This is a genomic window from Larsenimonas rhizosphaerae, from assembly GCF_023700005.1.
Lineage (GTDB): Bacteria > Pseudomonadota > Gammaproteobacteria > Pseudomonadales > Halomonadaceae > Larsenimonas > Larsenimonas rhizosphaerae.
Genome location: NZ_JAMLJK010000005.1, coordinates 126,776 through 147,941, shown reverse-complemented (window position 1 = coordinate 147,941; position 21,166 = coordinate 126,776). Strand labels below are relative to the sequence as shown.

17 protein-coding genes are annotated in these 21,166 nt (G+C 59.1%); 14 read left to right on the top strand and 3 right to left on the bottom strand.

Annotated features, from left to right (window positions below; all coding sequences use genetic code 11):
* Positions 1–101: 101 nt before the first annotated feature.
* From pgi to NAT21_RS14700, 8 genes are all read left to right on the top strand, one after another.
* Positions 102–1,757, top strand: a complete 1,656-nt coding sequence (gene pgi, locus NAT21_RS14735; protein ID WP_250939582.1) for a glucose-6-phosphate isomerase — start codon at positions 102–104, stop codon at positions 1,755–1,757.
* Positions 1,758–1,861: 104 nt separating this feature from the next.
* A complete protein-coding gene (locus NAT21_RS14730; protein ID WP_250939581.1) occupies positions 1,862–2,482 on the top strand; it encodes a YqiA/YcfP family alpha/beta fold hydrolase in 621 nt (206 codons plus the stop codon).
* Positions 2,483–2,494: 12 nt separating this feature from the next.
* Positions 2,495–4,375 (top strand): DNA topoisomerase IV subunit B, encoded by a 1,881-nt coding sequence (gene parE, locus NAT21_RS14725; RefSeq protein ID WP_250939580.1) that lies wholly within the window; start codon positions 2,495–2,497, stop codon positions 4,373–4,375.
* 211 nt (positions 4,376–4,586) lie between these two features.
* A complete protein-coding gene (gene parC, locus NAT21_RS14720; protein WP_250939578.1) occupies positions 4,587–6,854 on the top strand; it encodes a DNA topoisomerase IV subunit A in 2,268 nt (755 codons plus the stop codon).
* A gap of 26 nt (positions 6,855–6,880) precedes the next feature.
* Positions 6,881–8,104 (top strand): phosphoserine phosphatase SerB, encoded by a 1,224-nt coding sequence (gene serB / locus NAT21_RS14715; protein WP_250939576.1) that lies wholly within the window; start codon positions 6,881–6,883, stop codon positions 8,102–8,104.
* 125 nt (positions 8,105–8,229) lie between these two features.
* Positions 8,230–9,978 (top strand): HD domain-containing phosphohydrolase, encoded by a 1,749-nt coding sequence (locus tag NAT21_RS14710; protein ID WP_250939574.1) that lies wholly within the window; start codon positions 8,230–8,232, stop codon positions 9,976–9,978.
* A gap of 82 nt (positions 9,979–10,060) precedes the next feature.
* Complete coding sequence (locus tag NAT21_RS14705; RefSeq protein WP_250939573.1) at positions 10,061–11,104, top strand: M4 family metallopeptidase; 1,044 nt, start codon at positions 10,061–10,063, stop codon at positions 11,102–11,104.
* A gap of 16 nt (positions 11,105–11,120) precedes the next feature.
* Positions 11,121–11,459 carry a protealysin inhibitor emfourin gene (locus NAT21_RS14700; RefSeq protein ID WP_250939571.1) on the top strand — a complete coding sequence of 113 codons (339 nt, stop codon included), beginning with the start codon at positions 11,121–11,123 and terminating at the stop codon, positions 11,457–11,459.
* On the opposite strand, the gene epmB is transcribed toward NAT21_RS14700, so the two are convergent.
* The gene (gene epmB / locus NAT21_RS14695) at positions 11,454–12,467 is read right to left on the bottom strand and encodes an EF-P beta-lysylation protein EpmB (protein ID WP_250939569.1); all 1,014 of its coding nucleotides are present in this window, start codon (positions 12,465–12,467) and stop codon (positions 11,454–11,456) included. The genes NAT21_RS14700 and epmB overlap by 6 nt on opposite strands.
* Positions 12,468–12,558: 91 nt before the next feature.
* On the opposite strand from epmB, the gene efp reads away from it, so the two are divergent.
* From efp to NAT21_RS14670, 5 genes are all read left to right on the top strand, one after another.
* Positions 12,559–13,125, top strand: a complete 567-nt coding sequence (gene efp, locus NAT21_RS14690) for an elongation factor P (protein ID WP_250939567.1) — start codon at positions 12,559–12,561, stop codon at positions 13,123–13,125.
* Between the two features lie 79 nt (positions 13,126–13,204).
* The gene (gene epmA / locus NAT21_RS14685; RefSeq protein WP_250939606.1) at positions 13,205–14,173 is read left to right on the top strand and encodes an EF-P lysine aminoacylase EpmA; all 969 of its coding nucleotides are present in this window, start codon (positions 13,205–13,207) and stop codon (positions 14,171–14,173) included.
* A 254-nt stretch (positions 14,174–14,427) separates the two neighbouring features.
* On the top strand, positions 14,428–14,943 hold the full coding sequence (locus NAT21_RS14680) for a sorbitol dehydrogenase family protein (protein WP_250939565.1): 516 nt from the start codon (positions 14,428–14,430) through the stop codon (positions 14,941–14,943).
* A gap of 2 nt (positions 14,944–14,945) precedes the next feature.
* Entirely contained in the window at positions 14,946–16,529 is a 1,584-nt protein-coding gene (locus tag NAT21_RS14675; RefSeq protein ID WP_250939563.1) for a GMC family oxidoreductase, read from the top strand.
* The gene (locus NAT21_RS14670; RefSeq protein WP_250939561.1) at positions 16,529–17,824 is read left to right on the top strand and encodes a cytochrome c; all 1,296 of its coding nucleotides are present in this window, start codon (positions 16,529–16,531) and stop codon (positions 17,822–17,824) included. Before NAT21_RS14675 ends, NAT21_RS14670 begins: the two co-directional genes overlap by 1 nt.
* Before the next feature lie 102 nt (positions 17,825–17,926).
* Here the strand turns inward: NAT21_RS14670 and asd are convergent, their stop codons facing one another.
* Positions 17,927–18,772 (bottom strand): archaetidylserine decarboxylase, encoded by an 846-nt coding sequence (gene asd / locus NAT21_RS14665; RefSeq protein WP_407658253.1) that lies wholly within the window; start codon positions 18,770–18,772, stop codon positions 17,927–17,929.
* 57 nt (positions 18,773–18,829) lie between these two features.
* Positions 18,830–19,663: a sulfurtransferase gene (locus tag NAT21_RS14660; protein WP_250939557.1), complete on the bottom strand. Its 834-nt coding sequence runs from the start codon at positions 19,661–19,663 to the stop codon at positions 18,830–18,832.
* A 143-nt stretch (positions 19,664–19,806) separates the two neighbouring features.
* On the opposite strand from NAT21_RS14660, the gene NAT21_RS14655 reads away from it, so the two are divergent.
* Positions 19,807–21,129 (top strand): NCS2 family permease, encoded by a 1,323-nt coding sequence (locus tag NAT21_RS14655; protein WP_250939555.1) that lies wholly within the window; start codon positions 19,807–19,809, stop codon positions 21,127–21,129.
* The last annotated feature ends 37 nt before the right edge of the window (positions 21,130–21,166 follow it).

Genomic DNA, 21,166 nt, shown 5'->3' with positions numbered 1-21,166 from the left:
CGGGAATCGACGGTAGCATCTACCGCGTCATGGCGACGTAATGGTCGCTAGTTTACGCTGTGACGATTTCCGCTGCACGTCCAGGAAGGAGCATTTTGAGCATGTCGATTCGCGAAACACGTGCCTGGCAGGCACTGGAAACGCATTATCACCAGGAAATGAAGGACGTCCACCTGCGTGAACTGATCAATGAGGAAGGGCGTTTCGATATCTTTGCCCAGCGTGCCGCCGGCATCATGCTGGACATGTCCAAGCAGCGCATGCGGCCATCGACCCTGGACGGTCTCATGGCGCTGGCCGAGGAGCGGAACATGTCCGGGGCCATCGAGCAGTTGTTCAGTGGCGGCCAGGTCAATGTCACCGAGGGCCGTCCGGCTTTGCATACGGCCCTGCGCCTGCCGGAGTCCAGCGAGCTGCATGTCAATGAACAGGATGTCGTCAGTGACGTGCATGCTACCCTGGGCCGCATGGAGGTGCTGGTATCGCGGGTTCATGCCGGCCAGTGGCGCGGCGCGACCGGCAAGCCGATCACGGACGTGATCAACCTCGGGGTCGGTGGGTCCGATCTGGGGCCGTTGATGGTCAGTCAGTCGCTGGATGCCTTTGCACCCGACGATGTCCATCACGTGAACGTACACTTTGCGTCAACCATCGATGGCTCGCAGCTTGCCGACCTCCTGCCGGACGTCAATCCTGAAACCACCCTGTTTATCCTGTCCTCGAAATCCTTCGGCACCATCGACACCCTGTCGAACGCCGAGACTGCGATGGAGTGGCTGAAGTTCTGGCTGAAGGGCTGCAGCGAAGGCTTCATCAAGCACCAGCATTTCATCGGGGTATCGACCAAGCCCGAGAAAATGAGCGAGTGGGGCATTCATGCCGACAATCAGCTGCTGTTCTGGGACTGGGTCGGTGGCCGTTATTCATTGTGGAGCGGCATTGGCCTGCCGATCGCCCTGCACATCGGCATGGACAACTTCCGTCGCCTGCTGGCCGGCGCCCACGAAATGGACGAGCACTTCCGTACAGCCCCCCTGAAGGAGAACCTGCCGGTACTGTTCGGCCTGGCCGGTATCTGGAACGTGAACTTTCTGAATATACGTTCGCTGGCGGTACTGCCGTACGACGGACGTCTCAAGCACATGCCGGGCTATTTCCAGCAGCTCGAGATGGAATCCAACGGCAAGTCCGTTACCAGCGATAACCAGCCGGTTGATTACTCGACCTGCCCGGTGATCTGGGGTGAAATCGGGCCGAACGGTCAGCACGCCTTTTACCAGTTGCTGCATCAGGGCACCCAGCCGGTAGCCTGCGACTTTATTGTTCCGATCGAGCGTTACGATTACATCGAGGATGAAGGACTGCGTCGGGACCTCAAGGCACAGCATCGTCTATCCCTGTCGAACTGCTTTGCCCAGTCCCGTGTGCTGATGCTGGGTGATGATGCGGTCGAAGGCGGCAATGCCGATGCACCGCCCTACAAGCGCTACCGCGGCAACCAGCCGTCCTCGACGCTTCTGATTGAACAGCTGACGCCTGAGACCCTGGGCGCACTGATTGCACTGTACGAACACAAGGTGTTTGTCCAGGGTACGATCTGGGACGTTGATTCCTTCGATCAGTGGGGCGTTGAGCTTGGCAAGGAAATTGCCAATGCTACTGAGGAAATCATTCGCACCGGCAAGGGCGTCGAGTCCCTCGACACCTCCAGCCGTCATCTGATCGAAACCGTCTGGCAGCAGACACGCGAACACTAAGCCCGGGTTGCCCGGCGCCGCATTCCGGGTACGGGGTGCGGCGTACTTTTCACGGTGGCTGTTTATATGTACAGTAGTTGCGCCATCAGCGCGAGAGGATAACCATGGCCACCGTCGATCATGTTTTGTACCTGCACGGGTTCAACAGCCATCCTTCTGCCTGGAAAAGCGAGATGACTCGCAAGGCCTGTGCTCTGGCCACTCCGCGGCCGGATTTTCATGCTCCCCATCTGATCCCGCGCCCAGGTGAGGCGTTTGCCATCGCTGAAGCGGCCTTCAGGGCGTTGCCGGGCCGTACGCTGGTCATTGGCAGTTCGCTGGGCGGTTTCGTGGGACTGGGGCTTGCCGAACGATTTGATGTCGAGGCGCTGGTATTGATCAATCCCGCCGTGCGCCCGTCGATGCTGGCGAGCCAATGGGTGGGTACCACACATGAAAACCCCTATACGGGCGATGCCTGCTTTATCGAGCCTGCGTTCGTCGATGAACTCAAGGCGCTGGAGGTAACCTCTCCACGCCGGATGGAACGGTGCCTTGCCATTTATGGCACCGCCGATGACACCCTTGATTACCGTGAGGCAGAGCAATTGCTCAAGGGAAGCCGCACGCTGTTGAGTGAGGGTGATACCCACGGACTTGATCGCTACGCCGATTTCCTGCCGACGGTACTGGCCCAGGGTGGTTTGACCCTGAACCGTGCCGACCTCGTTGAATGTCTGTCATAACGTCTGGAATCCATGAGCGAATATAGTGCCAGCGCCATTGAGGTGCTTTCCGGCCTGGAGCCGGTTCGAAAGCGTCCCGGGATGTACACCGAGACGTCCCGACCCAATCACCTGGTGCAGGAGGTGGTCGATAACAGTGTGGATGAAGCACTGGCCGGCCATGCTCATAGCATCATCATCCGCCTGCATGAAGACGGCTGTGTAGAAGTCTCTGACGACGGTCGCGGCATGCCGACCGATATCCACCCGGAACATGGCGTCAGCGGCATCGAGCTGATCCTGACGCGCCTTCATGCCGGTGGCAAGTTCTCCGATGCCAGCTACCGCTTTTCCGGTGGCCTCCATGGGGTGGGGGTGTCGGTAGTCAATGCGCTATCCACCCGGCTTGAAGTCGAAGTCTCCCGGGGCGGTCAGCGCCAGGCCATTGCCTTTGAAAAGGGCGAGAAGGTCGAGGATCTGCACACCATTGGTACCTGTGCCAAACGGGTAACAGGCACGGTGGTGCGGTTCTGGCCGGAGGCTGCGTATTTTGATACGCCCAGGGTCTCGGTCTCAAGGCTCTCGCATCTGCTGCGGGCCAAGGCGGTACTGTGCCCGGGGCTCAAGGTCACGCTGATTGACAGCGCCGGTACCGAGACGGTCTGGCAGTTCGAGGATGGCCTGCGGGATTACCTGAGCCAGGCTACCGACGGATTCGAGGTGGTGCCGAGCTCGCCTTTCATGGGGGCCTTTGAGGATGAGGCCCATGCGGTGGACTGGGCGATTCAGTGGCTGCCCGAAGGCGGCGAGGCGCTGATGGAATCCTACGTCAACCTCATTCCCACGCCACTGGGCGGGACGCATGTCAACGGTTTTCGCAGCGGGCTGGTGGATGCCCTGCGGGAGTTCTGTGATTACCGCGGGCTGTTGCCGAAAAACGTCAAGCTGACCGGCGATGATATCTGGGAGCGTTGCGCCTTTGTGCTGTCGGTCAAGATGCATGACCCGCAGTTTGCAGGGCAGACCAAGGAGCGATTGTCTTCACGAAGTGTGGCCGCCTTTGTCTCTGCCGTGGTCAAGGATGCCTTCTCTCTATGGCTCAATGAGCATACTGCTGAAGCCGAAGCGATTGCCGAGATGGTGATCAGCGCCGCACAGCGCCGTATGCGCTCGTCCAAGAAGGTCGCTCGCAAGAAGGTCACCCAGGGGCCGGCGCTGCCCGGCAAGCTGGCGGACTGCAGCGGGCAGGATCCGGCCCGCAGTGAGCTGTTTCTGGTCGAGGGGGACAGTGCCGGAGGAAGCGCCAAGCAGGCCCGTGATCGTGAAACCCAGGCCATTCTGCCGCTCAAGGGTAAAATCATGAATACCTGGGAGGTCGACTCTCACGATGTGCTCGGCTCTCAGGAAATTCACGATATTGCGGTAGCGCTGGGCATGGACCCGGCCAGCAATGACCTGTCAAAGCTCAGGTATCACCGCATCTGTATTCTGGCAGATGCCGATTCCGACGGATTGCATATTGCCACGCTGTTGTGTGCGTTGTTTGTTCGTCACTTCCCGGTGCTGGTGGATGCGGGCCATGTTCATGTTGCCATGCCGCCGCTTTACCGGATCGATCTGGGCAAGGAAGTGCATTACGCCCTGGATGAAAGTGAAAAGAACGCCATTTTGACGCGCCTGAAGGGCAAGCGGGGTACGCCGAACGTGCAGCGCTTCAAGGGGCTGGGGGAAATGAGCCCGCTTCAGTTGCGTGAGACGACCATGGCAGCAGATACCCGGCGACTGGTACAGCTGACCCGCGAGGAAGGGGACGACACGAATGCCGTACTCGACAGGCTGCTGGCCAAGAAGCGGGCAGGTGATCGTCGCATCTGGCTTGAAAGCTGCGGCAACATGGCCGACATCGAACTCTAGATTCGCTGCCCGTACCCGCAGGTATCAGGCAGCAGGATACACCACGTCGAACACGCCGGTGCCCGTGCTCAGGCCGGCCCCAGGCGTGTTACGCCAACCATGATGTACTGCCGAAGGCTGTCGATCATCACCCTGTCTGTCTGCCGATAGGCCTTGCAGAAACCGACGGGGTGGCAGCGATGGCTCGGCCCGAAGACAAGGCATGATGTAAATGAGCATGGACATTCATGTGCAGGAGGGAGATGTTGAACGTCTTCCTCTCAGCCGTTATACCGAAAAGGCGTATCTGGACTATTCCATGTACGTCATTCTCGATCGCGCCCTGCCCAATATCGGCGATGGCCTGAAGCCGGTGCAGCGGCGCATTGTTTACGCCATGAGTGAACTGGCCCTGCACGCCACGGCAAAGTACAAGAAGTCGGCGCGTACCGTGGGGGACGTGCTGGGCAAGTTCCATCCGCATGGTGACAGTGCCTGTTACGAAGCCATGGTGTTGATGGCGCAGCCCTTCAGTTATCGCTATCCGCTGGTGGATGGACAGGGAAACTGGGGCAGCCCGGACGATCCCAAGTCCTTTGCGGCAATGCGTTACACCGAATCCAGGCTGTCGAAGTTTTCAGAGTTGCTGCTGAGTGAGCTGGGGCAGGGCACCGTGGACTGGGTGCCCAACTTTGATGGCAGCATGAACGAGCCGGAAGTATTGCCCGCACGGCTGCCTCATGTGCTGTTGAACGGTGGCTCGGGCATTGCGGTCGGGATGGCCACGGATATTCCGCCGCACAATGTGCGTGAAGTGGTCAAGGCCGTAGTGCATCGCCTGCGCAATCCTCAGTGCGCGCTGGAAACCCTTTGCCGGCACCTGCCGGCGCCCGACTTTCCCACCCGTGCCGAGATCATTACTTCGCGTGATGACCTGCTGAAGCTTTACTCGACCGGCCGCGGGTCGGTACGGATGCGGGCGCGCTATGAACGCGACGACACGGATATCGTGATTACAGCCTTGCCGTATCAGGTCTCCGGCGCTCGGGTGCTGGAGCAGATTGCCTCGCAGATGCAGGCCAAAAAGCTGCCGATGGTGGCGGACCTGCGCGATGAGTCCAATCATGAGGATCCTACCCGTCTGGTGGTGGTGCCTCGCTCGAACCGGGTCGATATCGAGGCCCTGATGGCTCATCTCTTTGCCACCACGGACCTTGAAAAGAGCACGCGGGTCAACATGAACCTGATCGGTCTGGACGGCCGCCCACGGGTCATGCCTCTGACCGAACTGATCGACGAATGGCTGACCTTCCGACGCCAGACCGTGACGCGACGGCTTGAATACCGCCTGAGCAAGGTGATGGATCGGCTGCACCTGCTTGAAGGGCTGCTGGTAGCGCACCTAAATATTGATGAAGTGATTCGCATCATCCGCGAGGAGGACAAGCCTCGCCCGGCCCTGATGGCGGCATTTGATCTCTCTGAGCGCCAGGCAGAGGCCATTCTGGAACTGCGCCTGCGCCATCTGGCGAAGCTTGAAGAGGTGAAGCTGCGTGCCGAGCAGGATGAACTCGAGGCCGAGCGTCAGCAGCTTGAAACCCTGCTGGGCGATCCGGAGGCCATGACGGACATGATCGAGCGGGAGCTGAAGGCCGATGCGCGGACGTACGGCGATGAGCGCCGTTCACCGCTGGTCGAGCGTCAGGAAGCCAGGGCATTGTCCGAGGTCGAGCTACTGGGGGCGGACCCGATCACGGCGGTCCTGTCTGAAAAGGGCTGGATTCGCGGGGCCCGCGGGCACGATATCGACCCGGCCAGTCTGTCGTTCAAGTCCGGTGACCGGTTTCATCTTGCGGCGCGAGGCAAGACCAATCAGCCGCTGGTGCTTCTGGATGACAGTGGGCGGGCCTATACTTTGGCCGCGCATCAGTTGCCGTCGGCCCGGAGCCAGGGCGAGCCGATCACCGGCCGCATAACACCGCCTTCCGGCGCGCGCATGCTGGGGATGCTGCTGGATGAGCCGGCCTCCCAATGGCTGCTGGCCAGTGACGGGGGGTATGGCTTCGTTACCACCCTCGGAGACATGGTCGGGCGCAGCAAGGCCGGCAAGGCGGTTCTGTCACTGCCGAAGGGGTGTGGAGTGCTGCCGCCGGCCAGAATTGATGACCTTGATACGGCGCGCGTGGCCATTGTGACCAACGAAGGCCGGCTGCTGGTATTCAGCCCCCAGGCCCTGCCGCAGATGGCGCGGGGCAAGGGCAACAAGATGATCGATATCAATGCTGCGCGCGCGGCCAACCGCGAGGAGCTGGTGCGAGATCTGATTATCCTGCCGGCCGGTGCGGCGCTGGTGGTTCATGCCGGCAAGCGTAAAATGACGCTTAAATCGACGGATCTGGATTACTATCAGAGTGTATGCGGGCGGCGCGGCAGCATGTTGCCAAAAGGCTTCCAGAAGGTCGAGCGACTGGGCCTTGAGGAAAGCGAGAGCCGCGCATGACGATATCGAGCCAACAGGAACCTTCAATGACACGTCGGATACTTTTTCGTGCGACCGGCACCGCTCGGCCCGGTCAGCTTGCTGCCCTGGGCGAGGCCCTGTCCCTTGCCGGTACACGGCTTCTGGACATTAATCAGAGCGTGACGTTTGATCGGGTATCGCTTGATGCACTGGTGGCCCTGGATGACGATGCGCAGGATCTGGCCTCGGCGCTGGACCATGTGATCAATCAGGCGGTAGAACGGTCGGGCCTGTCGGTCGAGGCGATCGATGTGAGCGATGATGCCTATGCCCGCTGGAGCGAGGATGCCGGCCAGCCGCGGCTGATCATGACCCTGCTGGCGCCCCGATTACCTGCCCGCCTGCTGGCGGACACCGGCCGGTTGACAGCGCAGTATGGTTTGACCATCGAGTTGATTCATCGGTTATCCGGGCGCGAGGCGCTGGACGGCGATTCCCCGCATGGCGGAGCCTGTGTCGAGGTCTGGCTGCGTGGCGATGTTGATGTCGAAGCCCTGCGGCAGGACGCGCTGGCACTGGGCAACTCCCTGGGCGTGGATATTGCGCTGCAGGAAGACAGCATCTGGCGCCGCCATCGACGGCTGGTGTGCTTCGACATGGATTCCACCCTGATCAAGACCGAGGTCATTGATGAGCTGGCTCGCCGGCATGGTGTCGGTGACGAAGTGGCGGCCATTACCGAACGGGCCATGCGTGGCGAGCTGGATTTTCAGCAAAGCTTCCGTGAGCGGATGAGCAGGCTCAAGGGGCTGGATGAGTCGGTACTGGCCGATATCGCCGATAACCTGCCCCTGATGGAAGGGGTCGAGGAGCTGATGTGTCAGCTCAAGCGGCTGGGCTATCGCACTGCGATCCTGTCCGGCGGCTTTACCTACTTTGCGCGTTACCTGCAACAGCGGCTGGGCTTTGACGAGATTCATGCCAATGAACTGGTGATCGAGAACGGCAAGGTGACAGGCGAGGTGCAGGAGCCGATTCTCGATGCCGATCGCAAGGCCGTTCTGCTGCGCGATATTGCTGCGCGAGAAGGGCTGCACATGGAGCAGACCATCGCCGTGGGCGATGGTGCCAATGATCTCAAGATGCTGGCCGCTGCCGGGCTTGGCATTGCCTTTCGTGCCAAGCCTCTGGTTCGGCAGCAGGCACGCCAGTCGATTTCGACACTGGGACTGGACGCCGTGCTGTACCTGATCGGCTATCGGCAGCAGGATCTGGCACCGCAGGACTGACCTGTCAGGGGGCTCGTCACCCGACAGCCCCCACGTTCCCTTCCATCCTTAAGCTTCCCCTGCGACCGTCGATATCACTCTCATTCAAAAGCACCCCAGGTGCATCACCCAAATGAGTAGTGCGTATGGCCTCCCCAGATCAGAGATCACTGGATATCGTGGCACCGTCCCGGATTGCCGAGACCCTGAGCTTGCTGAGCAATACGGCTTATGATGTCGTGCTCGAGTTGAACGATGAAACCGATCATTTTCCGGTCAAGGTCGTTTTCATTGATCCCGAGCACCGCTTTTTTGCACTGGATATAACCTCGCTGGGCGCTCGCGCAGCGCATGTGGTCGAAAAAAGGATCGGGTTCACGGTGACGGCACGTCGTGCCCATGAGACCGTGTCGATCTATAACGTGGTGGTGCAGCGTGAAGTAAGAAAGGGCAATCACATTGGTGTGATGTGCGACATGCCGGATCAGATCAATATCGTGCGGGAGCGCAGTTTCTTTCGCGCTCAGCTCAGTGCCGGCATGCACGTCAAGATTGAAATGAAGACGCATGAGATAGAGAACGACGTGGAAGAGGAGGAGGCAGACCGGTTGATCGGCATGCTCAAGAACCTGTCGATCGGTGGCTGTCTGGTCGAGATGGCGCTCAAGGACGCCGTCACGCTTGAAGTGGGGCAGCAGCTGCCTCAGGTTCGCGCCATTTTCCCGAACGGGGATTCCTTTGATGCGCCATGCGTCATTCGGCACATGCGCAGTGATACCGAGCACATGACGGCGCTGCTCGGATTGCAGTATACGGTGTGCATTCAGGACTTTGAGCGGAGCCTGTGGCAGTACGTCCGGGAAATCGAGCGTGAATCGGCCCGTCGTAATCTGGACAGCGACGACACCTCTTCCACCCTCTGGCCATCGCCCCTGTTTCAGAGCCGCTCGGGTGAGACGGAGGCGCCTCCCGAGCTTGGCGCGCGAGTCAGCAAGGCAAGCTGCAATACCAGCATGGTACTCAAGCAGGTAACGGACTACCTCAATATTCAGATGGTGGATCTCTCCAATGGCGGGATGCTGGATTACAACCACCTGGGGCAGTGTGCTGACAAGCTGCTTACACTGCTGCTGGAAGACCGCCAGGATACGCTGTACAAGGTCGGTTGCCTGCGTGGCCAGTCGCCGCTGGTCATGCACTCGATTACCGTTGCTGTCCGATTGGGCGATTTGGCCCTTTACAGTGGTATCGAGCATCAGAATGTGCGCGGGATGATCTCGAGCGCGCTGGTACATGATCTGGGCAAGACCATGCTGCCGCGGGAAGTACAGATGGCAAAGGGCAAGCTGACCAGTGCACAGCGTGAAGCGCTCCATCAGCATGTGGGGCTGATCAGACAACGTCTGGGCGATCATGAGGAAGGTGCCGAAGGGGTCTATCGCGATATCGTATGCCGAATCAACGAACGTCTTGATGGCAAGGGATATCCTGCGGGCCTCACGGCCGATGCCCTGTCTGAAGAGGCTCGAATGGCGGCGGTAGTGGATGTTGTCGATGCGATGACCCGGACCCGTGCAGACCGGCCCGCATGGCAGGTCATCGATGTGTATCGCTATATCTTTCAGCAGAACGAGCAGTTTGATAATCAGTGGGTCAACCGTTATATCAAGCGGTTCGGCTTTCATCCGATCGGTAGCCTGGTGCGGTTTTCAAATGGCTATCTGGCCTGGATTCTGCGCCACGATGACCAGGGGCAGCCTTCCCAGGTCAAGGTGGTCTACAACACGCGCCGCAAAATGAAAATGGATGACATCATCAAAAAGCCCGACTTTCCTCAGCTGGGTGAGCTGGAGGGGCAGATCAATCCTTCCGACTACGGTTTGACACCACAATAGGCCATCCTGAACTAGGCTTGTGGGTAAAGCGTGATGCAGGCGATTACGCAACGTACTCATTTGCCGGTCAAGGAGGCACTACATGGCTACTCGGTATCCGGGCGTCATCCCCCCTCATATGTTGAAGCGACTTTCGGAGCATGGCTCCGAAAGTCAGCGCCGTTGGGCATCCAGTACGCTTTCCACCGATCGACACTTCCGGCAGCCCATGGCGGCCCGTGAAATGGCAGCGGCATTACATGCGGAGTACAGCAACAGCCCGCGTGGAACGCCCTCACGTTATATATTCGATGCCGGACATAAAACCGAGCTTCCCGGTGAGCTGGTGTTGAGTGAGGGCGAGCCTGCCACGGCGGATGATACTGCTCATGAGGCGTATACCGACCTGGGAGCGACCTATCGATTCTTTTACGACGTTTTCGAACGCCACTCGATCGACGGGGAGGGCATGGCTCTGCTGGGGAGTGTGCATTACGGCGAGGCGTACCAGAATGCCTTCTGGGACGGCCGACAGATGGTGTTTGGTGACGGGGATGGTGAAATCTTTCTGCCGTTTACCCGGGCCATTGATGTGGTAGCTCATGAACTGACGCATGGCGTGACCGAATTAACGGCTGGGCTTGTGTACTACAACCAGTCAGGTGCGCTGAATGAGTCGATTTCCGATGTGTTCGGGGTCATGGTCAAGCAGTATCAGGCCGGACAAACCGTTGACGAAGCGGACTGGTTGATCGGTGCGGCACTGTTGGGGCCCGAGGTCCAGGGCAAGGCCCTGCGCTCGATGGCCGCCCCGGGAACGGCTTATGATGATCCTGTGTTGGGCAAGGATCCCCAGCCCGGTCACATGGATCAGTTTGTCGATACCACGGATGACAATGGTGGTGTGCATATCAACTCAGGCATCCCCAACCATGCATTTTACCTGATTGCCACCGAGCTTGGTGGCTATAGCTGGGAGACGGCCGGGGCAATCTGGTATGCGGCGCTTACTGATGAGCGATTGGCCAACGACGCCCAGTTCGTGGACTTTGCCGGCCTGACCATGGCGCATGCGACCCAGCGGTTCGGGAGCAAGGTGGCTGATATCGTTCAAAAGGGCTGGCAGCAGGTAGGGATCGGCCCCTGAGCCGGGAGGAAATCGCATGTCTCGTTTCGATGACCTGAACCATATCGCCCGGTTACGCATTACTCGTGAAGGCGGTATCGTGGCGGCCCCCGGGCTTGCCAGACCGCGTGATATAGAGCTGTCTCGTTGTTCGCCCCCCGAGCAGCAACAGCTCTGCAAGGTACTGGCAGCGGGTGAAGCCGCCGGCGGCGATCAGGCCTGCGGTGCCGGTGACCAGCGCTACTTCAGGATTTGTCTGTTCACGCTTTCCCGGCAGGAGGCTCAGCCTGATGATGAGTTGCGGGTGCCTGAGTCCCTGGCGCCCGATGCGCTGGTTCAGTTGTGGCGTGACGGACGAATAGATGACCCGTCATAACCGGGTTTTTGAGGCCTCTCCCGGTTCTTCCCGGGCCAGATGCGGTACCAGAAAACCCGGCAGGCGTGCCTTGAGCGCGTCCATCAACTGTTTTGCCCGGGCGTCGTCGACCATGAAGTGGGCGGCGCCTGCCACCGGGTCCAGCACATGTAGGTAGTAAGGCAGAATCCCGGCTGAAAACAGTCGTTCGGACAAGGCTTCCAGCACGTCTTCGTCATCGTTGACCCCCTCAAGCAATACACTCTGGTTCAGCAGCGTAACCCCGGCATCACGCAGGCGGGTACAGGCAGCCTGAACGGCTTCGTCTATTTCATTGGGGTGATTGATGTGCAATACCATCACCTTGTTAAGCCGCGTAGAGCCCAGCCAGTCGAGCAGTTCATCATTGATGCGGTCCGGAATAACAACCGGCAGACGGGTATGCAGCCTGAGACGGGTGATATGGGGAATGGCTTCGATCTGCTGCACCAGATGGCCGAGGTACCGATCCGGTGCCGACAGCGGATCGCCACCGGACAGGATGACCTCCCTGATGCTGTCATTGCCGCGCAGGTACTCAAGTGAGGTATCCCACTGGCGTCGGGACAGGGTGTTGTCGGCATAGGGGAAATGCCGTCGAAAGCAGTATCGGCAATTGATGGCGCACGCGCCGGTGACAATGAACAGAACGCGGCCCTGGTACTTGTGGATGATGCCGGGAGCGGCCATATGCTCTGCTTCCTCAAGCGGGTCGGCAGTGAATCCGGCCACTTGCCTTGTTTCCTCCTGCAGTGGCAGGACCTGGCGCAGCAGCGGGTCGCTGGCATCCCCCGGTGTCATGCGTGCCAGATAGGCCTGGGGCACGCGAACATCAAACAGGTGATGACCTGCCTCGGCCCCCGGCAGCAGGGCGGGTTCCAGAGCCAGCGCGTGCAGCAACGCGTTCGGGTCACGAATGGCCTGCTTTAACTGGACTCGCCAGTCTGTCGTGGCAGGGGCCTGCACGAATGGCACGGTTCGGGTTATCATCGGCACACTTTTGGATCAGAATTTCAACGACGGACGTTTTGCGTCCACCATTTCAAGGTTACCGGCAGATGCCGGTCATGAGTGAGATATTATGGCGAACTATTCTACCAACGAATTCAAGGGCGGTTTGAAAGTGATGCTGGATGGTGATCCCTGCAGCATCGTCGACAATGAATTCGTCAAGCCCGGCAAGGGCCAGGCCTTCAACCGCGTCAAGCTGCGAAACCTGATGACAGGGCGTACCTGGGAGCGGACCTTCAAGTCCGGCGAATCGCTGGAAGGGGCTGATGTTCTTGAACTGGACATGGAATACCTCTACAACGATGGCGAAATGTGGCATTTCATGAAGACCGACGGTTCCTTCGAGCAGTATGCTGCCGATCGCAAGGCCGTAGGCGATACTGCAAAATGGCTGAAGGAGCAGGTGGCGTACACGGTCACTCTCTGGGATGACAATCCCATTGCCATTTCTGCCCCGAACTTCATCGAGCTTGAAGTCACCGAAACTGACCCGGGCCTCAAGGGCGATACCGCCAATGGCGGCTCCAAGCCGGCGACGCTGTCAACGGGCGCCGTGGTGCGCGTGCCATTGTTCATCAATGAAGGTGAAGTCCTGAAGATTGATACCCGTAGTGCCGAGTACGTAGGCCGCGCCTGAACCGCGACATACCCTACGCATGACGCCGGGCCATGTGCCCGGCGTTTTCAATGTAATCATGGATTATCCCCGCATGACGATGCCTCCCTTCTGGGCGCCGACAGCCAGCCTGGCCCGGCTTCGCGCCCGTGCCCGCCATCTGGCCACCATCCGTTGTTTTTTTGCCGAACGTGACGTGCTTGAAGTCGAAACGCCCGTACTGGGGCAGGGCGGCAGCACCGACCCGTATCTTGCTTCATTGTCACTGGAAGCCAGTACCCCTGAGGGTCGCCGACAGTTGTGGCTGCAAACTTCGCCTGAAGGGCACATGAAACGACTGCTTGCCGCCGGCAGCGGGCCCATCTTTCAGCTTGCGCGGGTTTTCCGGGATGGGGAGACCGGTCGCAGGCACAATATTGAATTCACGATGCTTGAGTGGTATCGGCCCGGAATGCGGTTTGACGCGTTGATCGATGAAACCTGCGCCCTGATCAGCCGGGTGCTGGGCAAGCCACTGGCGGTAACAAGGTTGCGTTATCGGGAGGTCTTCAAGGCACACGTCGGTCTGGATCCGCTGACGGCATCACTCGATGTGCTGCGCCTGCGCACAGAAGAGGCAGCCGGCGTGGCAGCGCATGACTGGTCTCGGGATGTCTGTCTTGATCTTTTGATGAGCTACCAGGTCGAACCGGCGCTGGGGCGTGGCTGCCTGAGTGTGGTGCAGGACTTTCCTGCCTCCCAGGCCGCGCTGGCCAGATGTCACAGGGATGACGATGGGGAAGAGGTAGCGTCGCGATTTGAGGTCTACCATGAAGGAATGGAGCTGGCCAATGGCTATGATGAACTGACGGATGCCGTTCAGCAGCGCCAGCGCTTTGACGCCGATGCCGAGGCTCGCCGTGAGGCCGGTCTGCCCAGGGTGGCCCCGGACGAGCGGTTGCTGTTGGCGTTACAGGCGGGTCTGCCACCTTCCTGTGGCGTCGCAATGGGCGTGGACCGACTTGTCATGCTGGCGGAACAGGCCGATACCCTTTCAGAGATTATGGCCTTCGACAGCCATGTGTGCTGAATGTAGGTAGGTTTATTAAAATGAGCCCTTGTCGTGGCTCTGAAAGGACAGCTTGTTTCGTAATTCAACCAAAGTTAGTACACTAACGAATACTTAATCAAAACTTGTGCCTTGAAGGCACGCCCTGATGCTGGCACCCAAAGGGCCGTTAGAGCCCTTTTTTCATATCAAGAGCTCCTCAAGGAGCCTGAATGATGCAAGCAGGCCGTTTTCACGCCTGTGTTCCTTGTGGGTTTTCAAGAGATACCAAGACCATGACACGCAAAACCATATCATCGCGCGCCTTTGCGGTGACCCGACGCCAGCTGCTGGGGGCAACCCTTGCTGGTGCAGCGGGTTCCGCCATGATGCTGTCGCCGTTCAAGGCCTTTGCAGCACAGGCCGGTGTACCTTCGCTGGGTGTTTTCATGCGCCTTTCTCAGGCCCTGTGCGAAAAGACAGCGCTGAATCCTGCCGTAGGTCAGCCACTTTTGAAGGCACTTCTGAATGCGCATGACGGCTTTGGCGACAGGCTTCGGTCACTGGCTGATGCCGTACCGGAGGGACAAGCCGTGCCGGTGGACGGGCTCAATGCCGAACAACGTCGCACTGCCAAACGGATCCTGTCGGCCTGGTATACCGGTATTGTGGGTGAAGGCGATCAGGCCCGGGTGGTGACCTACCGTCACGCCCTGCAGTTCAAGGCAGTGGATGACATTCTGGTCATTCGTAGTTACTGCCCCAATGAGCCCGGTTTCTGGGCAGTCAAACCTTCCGGCAAGAGAGCGTAATCATGGCAACTCAACACAAGGCAGACGTTGTCATTGTCGGCTCCGGCGTTGCCGGTGGACTGGTGGCACATCAAATGGCGATGGCCGGCAAGTCGGTACTGATTCTCGAGGCCGGCCCGCGCTACCCGCGTGGCGACATCGTCGAGCGGTTCCGCAATCAGACCGACAAGATGGATTTCATGAAGCCATATCCATCGACGCCTTATGCTCCGCATCCCGAACCGTCATCAGGTGACTATCTGATTCAGAAGGGTGAGCATCCCTATGATGCCCAGTACATTCGAGCGGTAGGCGGCACCACCTGGCACTGGGCGGCGTCCTCCTGGCGTTTCCTGCCCAATGACTTCAAGCTGAAAGCCCTGTATGGCGTAGGGCGCGACTGGCCCATTGGGTACGACGAGCTTGAACCCTATTACCAGCGTGCCGAAGAGGAGCTGGGGGTCTGGGGACCGAGCGATGAAGAGCTGGGCTCACCCCGCAGCAAGCCTTACCCGATGTCGCCCCTGCCGCTGTCTTATAACGAACACACGGTCAAGACGCGTTTGAACGAGAACGGCTTTTATGTCGTGACCGAACCGGTGGCGCGCAATAGTCGTCCGTACGATGAGCGGCCCACCTGCTGTGGCAATAACAACTGCATGCCGATTTGCCCGATCGGTGCGATGTACAACGGCATTTTCCATGTTGAAAAGGCCGAGCGTGCCGGCGCGAAGGTAATCGACAAGGCTGTGGTCTACAGGATCGAAGCCGGTGAAGACCGCAGGATCAAGGCGGTGCATTACAAGACCCCGGATGGTACTTCCGTGCGGGTTGAAGGCAAGTATTTCGTGATTGCAGCCAACGGCATCGAAACACCCAAACTGATGCTGATGTCCGATGTGGGCAACAGCTCCGGTATGGTCGGTCGTAACCTGATGGATCATCCGGGTACGGGCGTCAGCTTCTTTGCCAGTGAAAATCTCTGGCCGGGCCGTGGCCCTCAGGAAATGACATCCATCGTGGGGTGGCGTGATGGTGATTTCCGCTCCGAGTACGCCGGCAAGAAACTGCATCATTCGAACCTGTCACGCACGGATCAGATGACCAGCCGCATTCTCAAGCAGGACGACCGTCTGATTCTGGGCAACGCGCTGGACGCGGATATTCGTGACAAGGCGGCCCGGTATGTTCAGGTCGACAGCTTCCATGAGCTGCTGCCGCATCCTGAAAACTTCATTCGCCCCAGTGCGACGGAAAAGGATGCCCTCGGGCTGCCCAAACCCGAGTTTCACTACGCGATTGACGACTATGTGAAGCGCAGTGCGGTACATACCCGTGAAGCCTATGGCCGAATTGCGCAGCTGATGGGTGGCACCGAGGTGGAATATCACGACAATTTCGCCAATAACCAGCATATCTGCGGCACCGTGCTGATGGGCGATAACCCGTCCAACAGTGTTGTTGATGGCGATTGCCGAACTCACGATCATGACAACATGTTCATCGCCAGTTCAGGCACCATGCCGACCGTGGGTACCGTTAACTGCACGCTGACCATTGCAGCGCTGTCGCTTCGTATTGCCGATACGTTGAAGAGGGAAGTCTGATGCGCACATCACTTGTATTCGCGATGGCCTCAAGCCTTGGTCTTCTGGCCACCCAGTCGGCCCTGGCTGCCGAGTCTGCTGACTCGAACAGCATGAGTCGTGGTGCCTATATTGCGCGTACCGCAGACTGTACCGCCTGTCATACCACTGATGAGAGCAAGCCGTTTGCCGGTGGTCTGGCCATGCCGACGCCGATGGGAGATATCTACTCCACCAACATCACGCCGGACAAGAGCACCGGGATCGGCAACTATTCACTGGAAGACTTTACGCGGGTGCTGCGTGAAGGCGTCGACAAGGGCGGGGATCACTTGTACCCCGCCATGCCTTATACCGCGTACACCAAAATGTCAGACAGTGACATCAAGGCGCTGTATGACTACTTCATGAACGAGGTCAAACCGGTCAATGCGCCGAACCAGGAGAGTGATATTCCCTGGCCGCTCAGCATGCGCTGGCCATTGATGGCCTGGAACTGGATGTTTCTGGACAAGGGTGTCTACCAGGCAGATGAGCAGAAAAGTGATGCCTGGAACCGGGGTGCGTACCTGGTACAGGGCGCCACTCACTGCAGCACCTGCCATACCCCGCGCGGCCTTGCCATGCAGGAAAAGGGCACCGACGAGACCGAGAAGGGCTTTTTGTCCGGCGCTGACCTTGGTGGCTGGCATGCCTTCAACATTACCAATGACAAGGCCGCAGGCCTTGGCAGCTGGAGTGATGAGGACATCGTTCAGTACCTGAAAACCGGCTCGGTGAAGGGCAAGGCTCAGGCGGCAGGCCCGATGGGTGAAGCCGTGGAACACAGTTTCCGTTTCATGAGCGATAGTGATCTGCACGCCATCGCCACGTATCTGCGCTCGGTGCCGGCCGTGGATGATGGCAAGACAATGGAAACCTCACGTTTCACTCAGGGTGAGCCTGTGGCCGTTGACATGGTTGTTCGCGGTCAGGACCCCGAAAAGGCCATGGACAGTTCGCCCGGTGCAGAACTTTTCATGGGTAACTGTGCCACCTGTCACGCGGCTGATGGCAGTGGGTCGCCCGATGGTTATTATCCGTCGCTTTATCACAACAGTGTGGTCGGTACGACGCATCTGGATAACCTGACTCGTGTCATCCTTGAAGGGGTGCATCGTGAAAACAACCACGGTGAACTGTTCATGCCGGCTTTCGGGGAATCCCTGACGGACGAACAGGTCGCGACACTGGTCAACTTCCTGACCAGCACCTTCGGTAATCCGGAGGCCACAACGACAGCAGAGGCTGTCGGCAAGCTGCGCTCGAAGGACTGACAGTGAGTGCCCGCCCGCTTCCGGGCGGGCAAGATCTGCACCTGTAAAAACGCCGTTGCGATATGATTCGCAACGGCGTTTTTCATGAGGGCTGAACCGGGGTCAGGAGGTAACGGCGAGTGACTGACCCATGCGCAGCATTTGACCGGTGTCCACATCCGAATGAAACGCCACGCCTTCCGGCAGGCAGATCACCACGGAGGAGCCCAGCTTGAATCGGCCCAGCTCGTCACCGGCCTCCAGGGTAATGGTATCATCGAACCGGGTTGTCTGAGGTGATTTGGCACCTGGCGTGACCTGTCCGGACCAGACGGTTTCGATACCGGCCACGATCATGGCGCCAATCAGGACCACGGCCATGGGCCCGGCCTCTGTTTCGAAATGGCACACAAGGCGCTCATTGCGCGCAAAAAGGCCGGGTACTTCACGTGCCGTGGCCTGATTTACCGAGAAAATGCGTCCCGGGACGTAGCGGGTTGATACCAGCCGTCCGGCAAACGGCATGTGGACCCGGTGATAGTCCCGGGGTGAGAGATAAATCGTGGCAAACTGCCCCCGGGCGTATGTTGCGGCTTCATTCCGATTGCCGCCCAGCAGCGATTGAACGCTGTAGGTATGCCCCTTGGCCTGGATCAGATCACCATTGTCGATGGCACCGTACTGGGACAGCAGGCCATCGGCAGGCGAGACCACGCCAGCGCCTATCGGGCGTGCATCGTGTTTCAACGGGCGGGTAAAGAACTCGTTGAAGGTGCGATACGCCTCGGGGTCTTCATGGGCCGCTTCACGCATGTCGACATCAAAGGTCTTGATGAACTGTCTGATCAAGGCATTTTTCAGCCAGGGCGTCGAGCAGTCGGCCAGGTGGCCGGCCAGCCGCGAAATCAGGTGATGAGGAAGCGGGTACTGCAGCCAGGCAAAGAGCTGATCGCGATTCACAATGCACATCCGGTCTGAAAAAGAGGGAGGGCATTATGCCATCCCTGTGGATTCAACGTCTGCCTGTCAGGATTCGATCGGCGTATCGTCACGATTGCCCCAGTCGGCCCAGGAGCCTGGGTATGCGCTGATATGTTCATACCCCAGCGCGCGCCCGACCAGCCAGGTAAAGCCGCTGCGGTGGTGGCTCTGACAGTGCGTCACAATGTCCATCTCGGGAGACAGGCCGCGGGCACCCAGCAGCGTGACAAGCTCGGCGTAATCCCGCAGGCGATACTGGCGTGCCGGGTCCATGGCCTCGGTCCACTCGATGTTGATGGCGCCGGGGATGTGGCCCAGGTGGCGGTTCTTGCCCTTGACGCCGTTATATTCATCGGGCGAGCGTGCGTCCCAGATGGCAAAGTCGGTGTCTTCAATGCGCTCCCTGATGGCATCGGCATCCATGGCCAGCGCGGCATTTCTGATCTCCGCCTGATAATCGCTGGCAGTCGGTAGGGTGTCTTCCGTTTCTACCGGGTGATCATCACCTCGCCAGGCGTGGATGCCGCCATTGAGGTAGGAGTACCGGGTGTGTCCCATCAATTCCAGGGTCCACAGCAGCCGTCCGGCCCAGCCGCCCCCTTCATCGTCATAGGCCACCACATGGGTGTCGCGGGTCAGCCCCAGCGATGAAAAAAGTGCCGACAGCGCTTCTTCATCCGGTACGTCATTGGCTACGAGGCCATTGCTGCCGGCCATCAGGCGGGTGTGGTCCAGGAAGACGGCGCCGGGGACATGGCCTTCCCGGTAGCTGTCGCCTCTGGCAGGCACGTCGATGATCAACAGGCGCTCATCGCCAAGCAGTGGCGCCAGCTGATCAGGTTCAATAATCAGGCCAAGCAGGTTGTCTTCGGTGCTCATGGGCGGTCCTTTCAGGTAAACAATGGCCAGGCAGAAAGTCTCAGGCTAGCGGATAGGCCGGGTTTGAGACAACTCGTCATGGTCAGAAGGGCTGGTATCTATATAATGAGTCTGCTTTATACCCATCGCTGGAGAGTAACAACGTGCTGGAAAAACTATTTACAATAAGAGCGCAGGGCAGTACGCCCAGACAGGAAATACTGGCAGGGGTAGCCACCTTTCTGGCGGCGATGTACATCATCGTCGTCAACCCCTCCATCCTGAGTGACGCAGGCATTCCCTTCAGCAGCGCCCTGACGGCCACTGTCATCATCAGCTTCTTCGGCAGCCTGATGATGGGCCTGTATGCGCGCAACCCGATCCTGGTGGCACCAGGCATGGGCATCAATGCGCTGTTTACCTACACCATGGTGCTTGGTGCAGGGATTCCCTGGGCAACGGCACTGGGATGTGTGTTCTGGGCAGGCGTGCTGTTTGCCGTTCTTGCCCTGTTCAATGTGCGCCAGTACGTGATTGATGCGATCCCGTCGCAGCTGCGCTATGCCATTGCCTGCGGTATCGGCCTTTTCATTACGACCATCGGACTGGTCAATGCCGGGTTTCTGACCACCAGCCCGGCCACGGTCGTTACCATGGCTCCCATGGATGCACCGCTGGTCACCTTTCTGATCGGCATGGCCCTGACTGCGGTTCTGGTCGCCCGGCGAGTTCAGGGTGCGTTGATTCTGGGAATCATCTTCACCACCCTGCTGGCCTGGCCGATCGGCCGCTGGTGGGGGGATGGCAGCGCGTACCTGGGCACACCGACCCTTGTCAATTTCAGTGGTATCTTTGCCTGGCCTGATTTCAGTGGTCTGATGCAGGTGGATATCATGGGGGCGCTGGACGTGGCCTATGCGCCATTCATCTTCGTGATTCTTTTCACCATCTTCTTTGATGCCCTGTCTACCTTCATGGGCGTGTGTCAGGCCGGCAAGCTGCTGGACAAGAATGGCGAGCCTCGCAATATTCGCCAGTCAATGGTCATCGATGCACTGTCTGCCTTGATCTCGGCCCCGCTCGGAACCAGCCCGGCCAACGCCTATGTTGAATCGGCTGCGGGTATCAGCCAGGGCGGACGGACCGGGCTGGTGGCGGTAGTTGCGGCACTGTTGTTCCTGCCGTTTCTGTTCCTCTCACCGCTGCTGTCGCTGGTGCCGGCCATTGCCACCGCGCCGGCCTTGATCATGGTCGGGGTATTCATGCTGGACCCGATCCGGATGATCAACTGGTACGAGATGGACGATGCCATTCCGGCCTTTATCGCTATGATCCTTATTCCGCTGACCTACTCGATTACCCACGGTGTGGTCTTCGGCTTTCTGTCGTTCGTGGTCGTCAAGGTTGGTGTGGGCAAGGCGCGTGAAGTCAAGCCTGCCATGTGGGTACTGTTTGTGCTGTCGATCCTGCTGCTGATGGAAGGCTGATTGATCACGCGGGTACTAACAGGAAACGGCGCCGAAA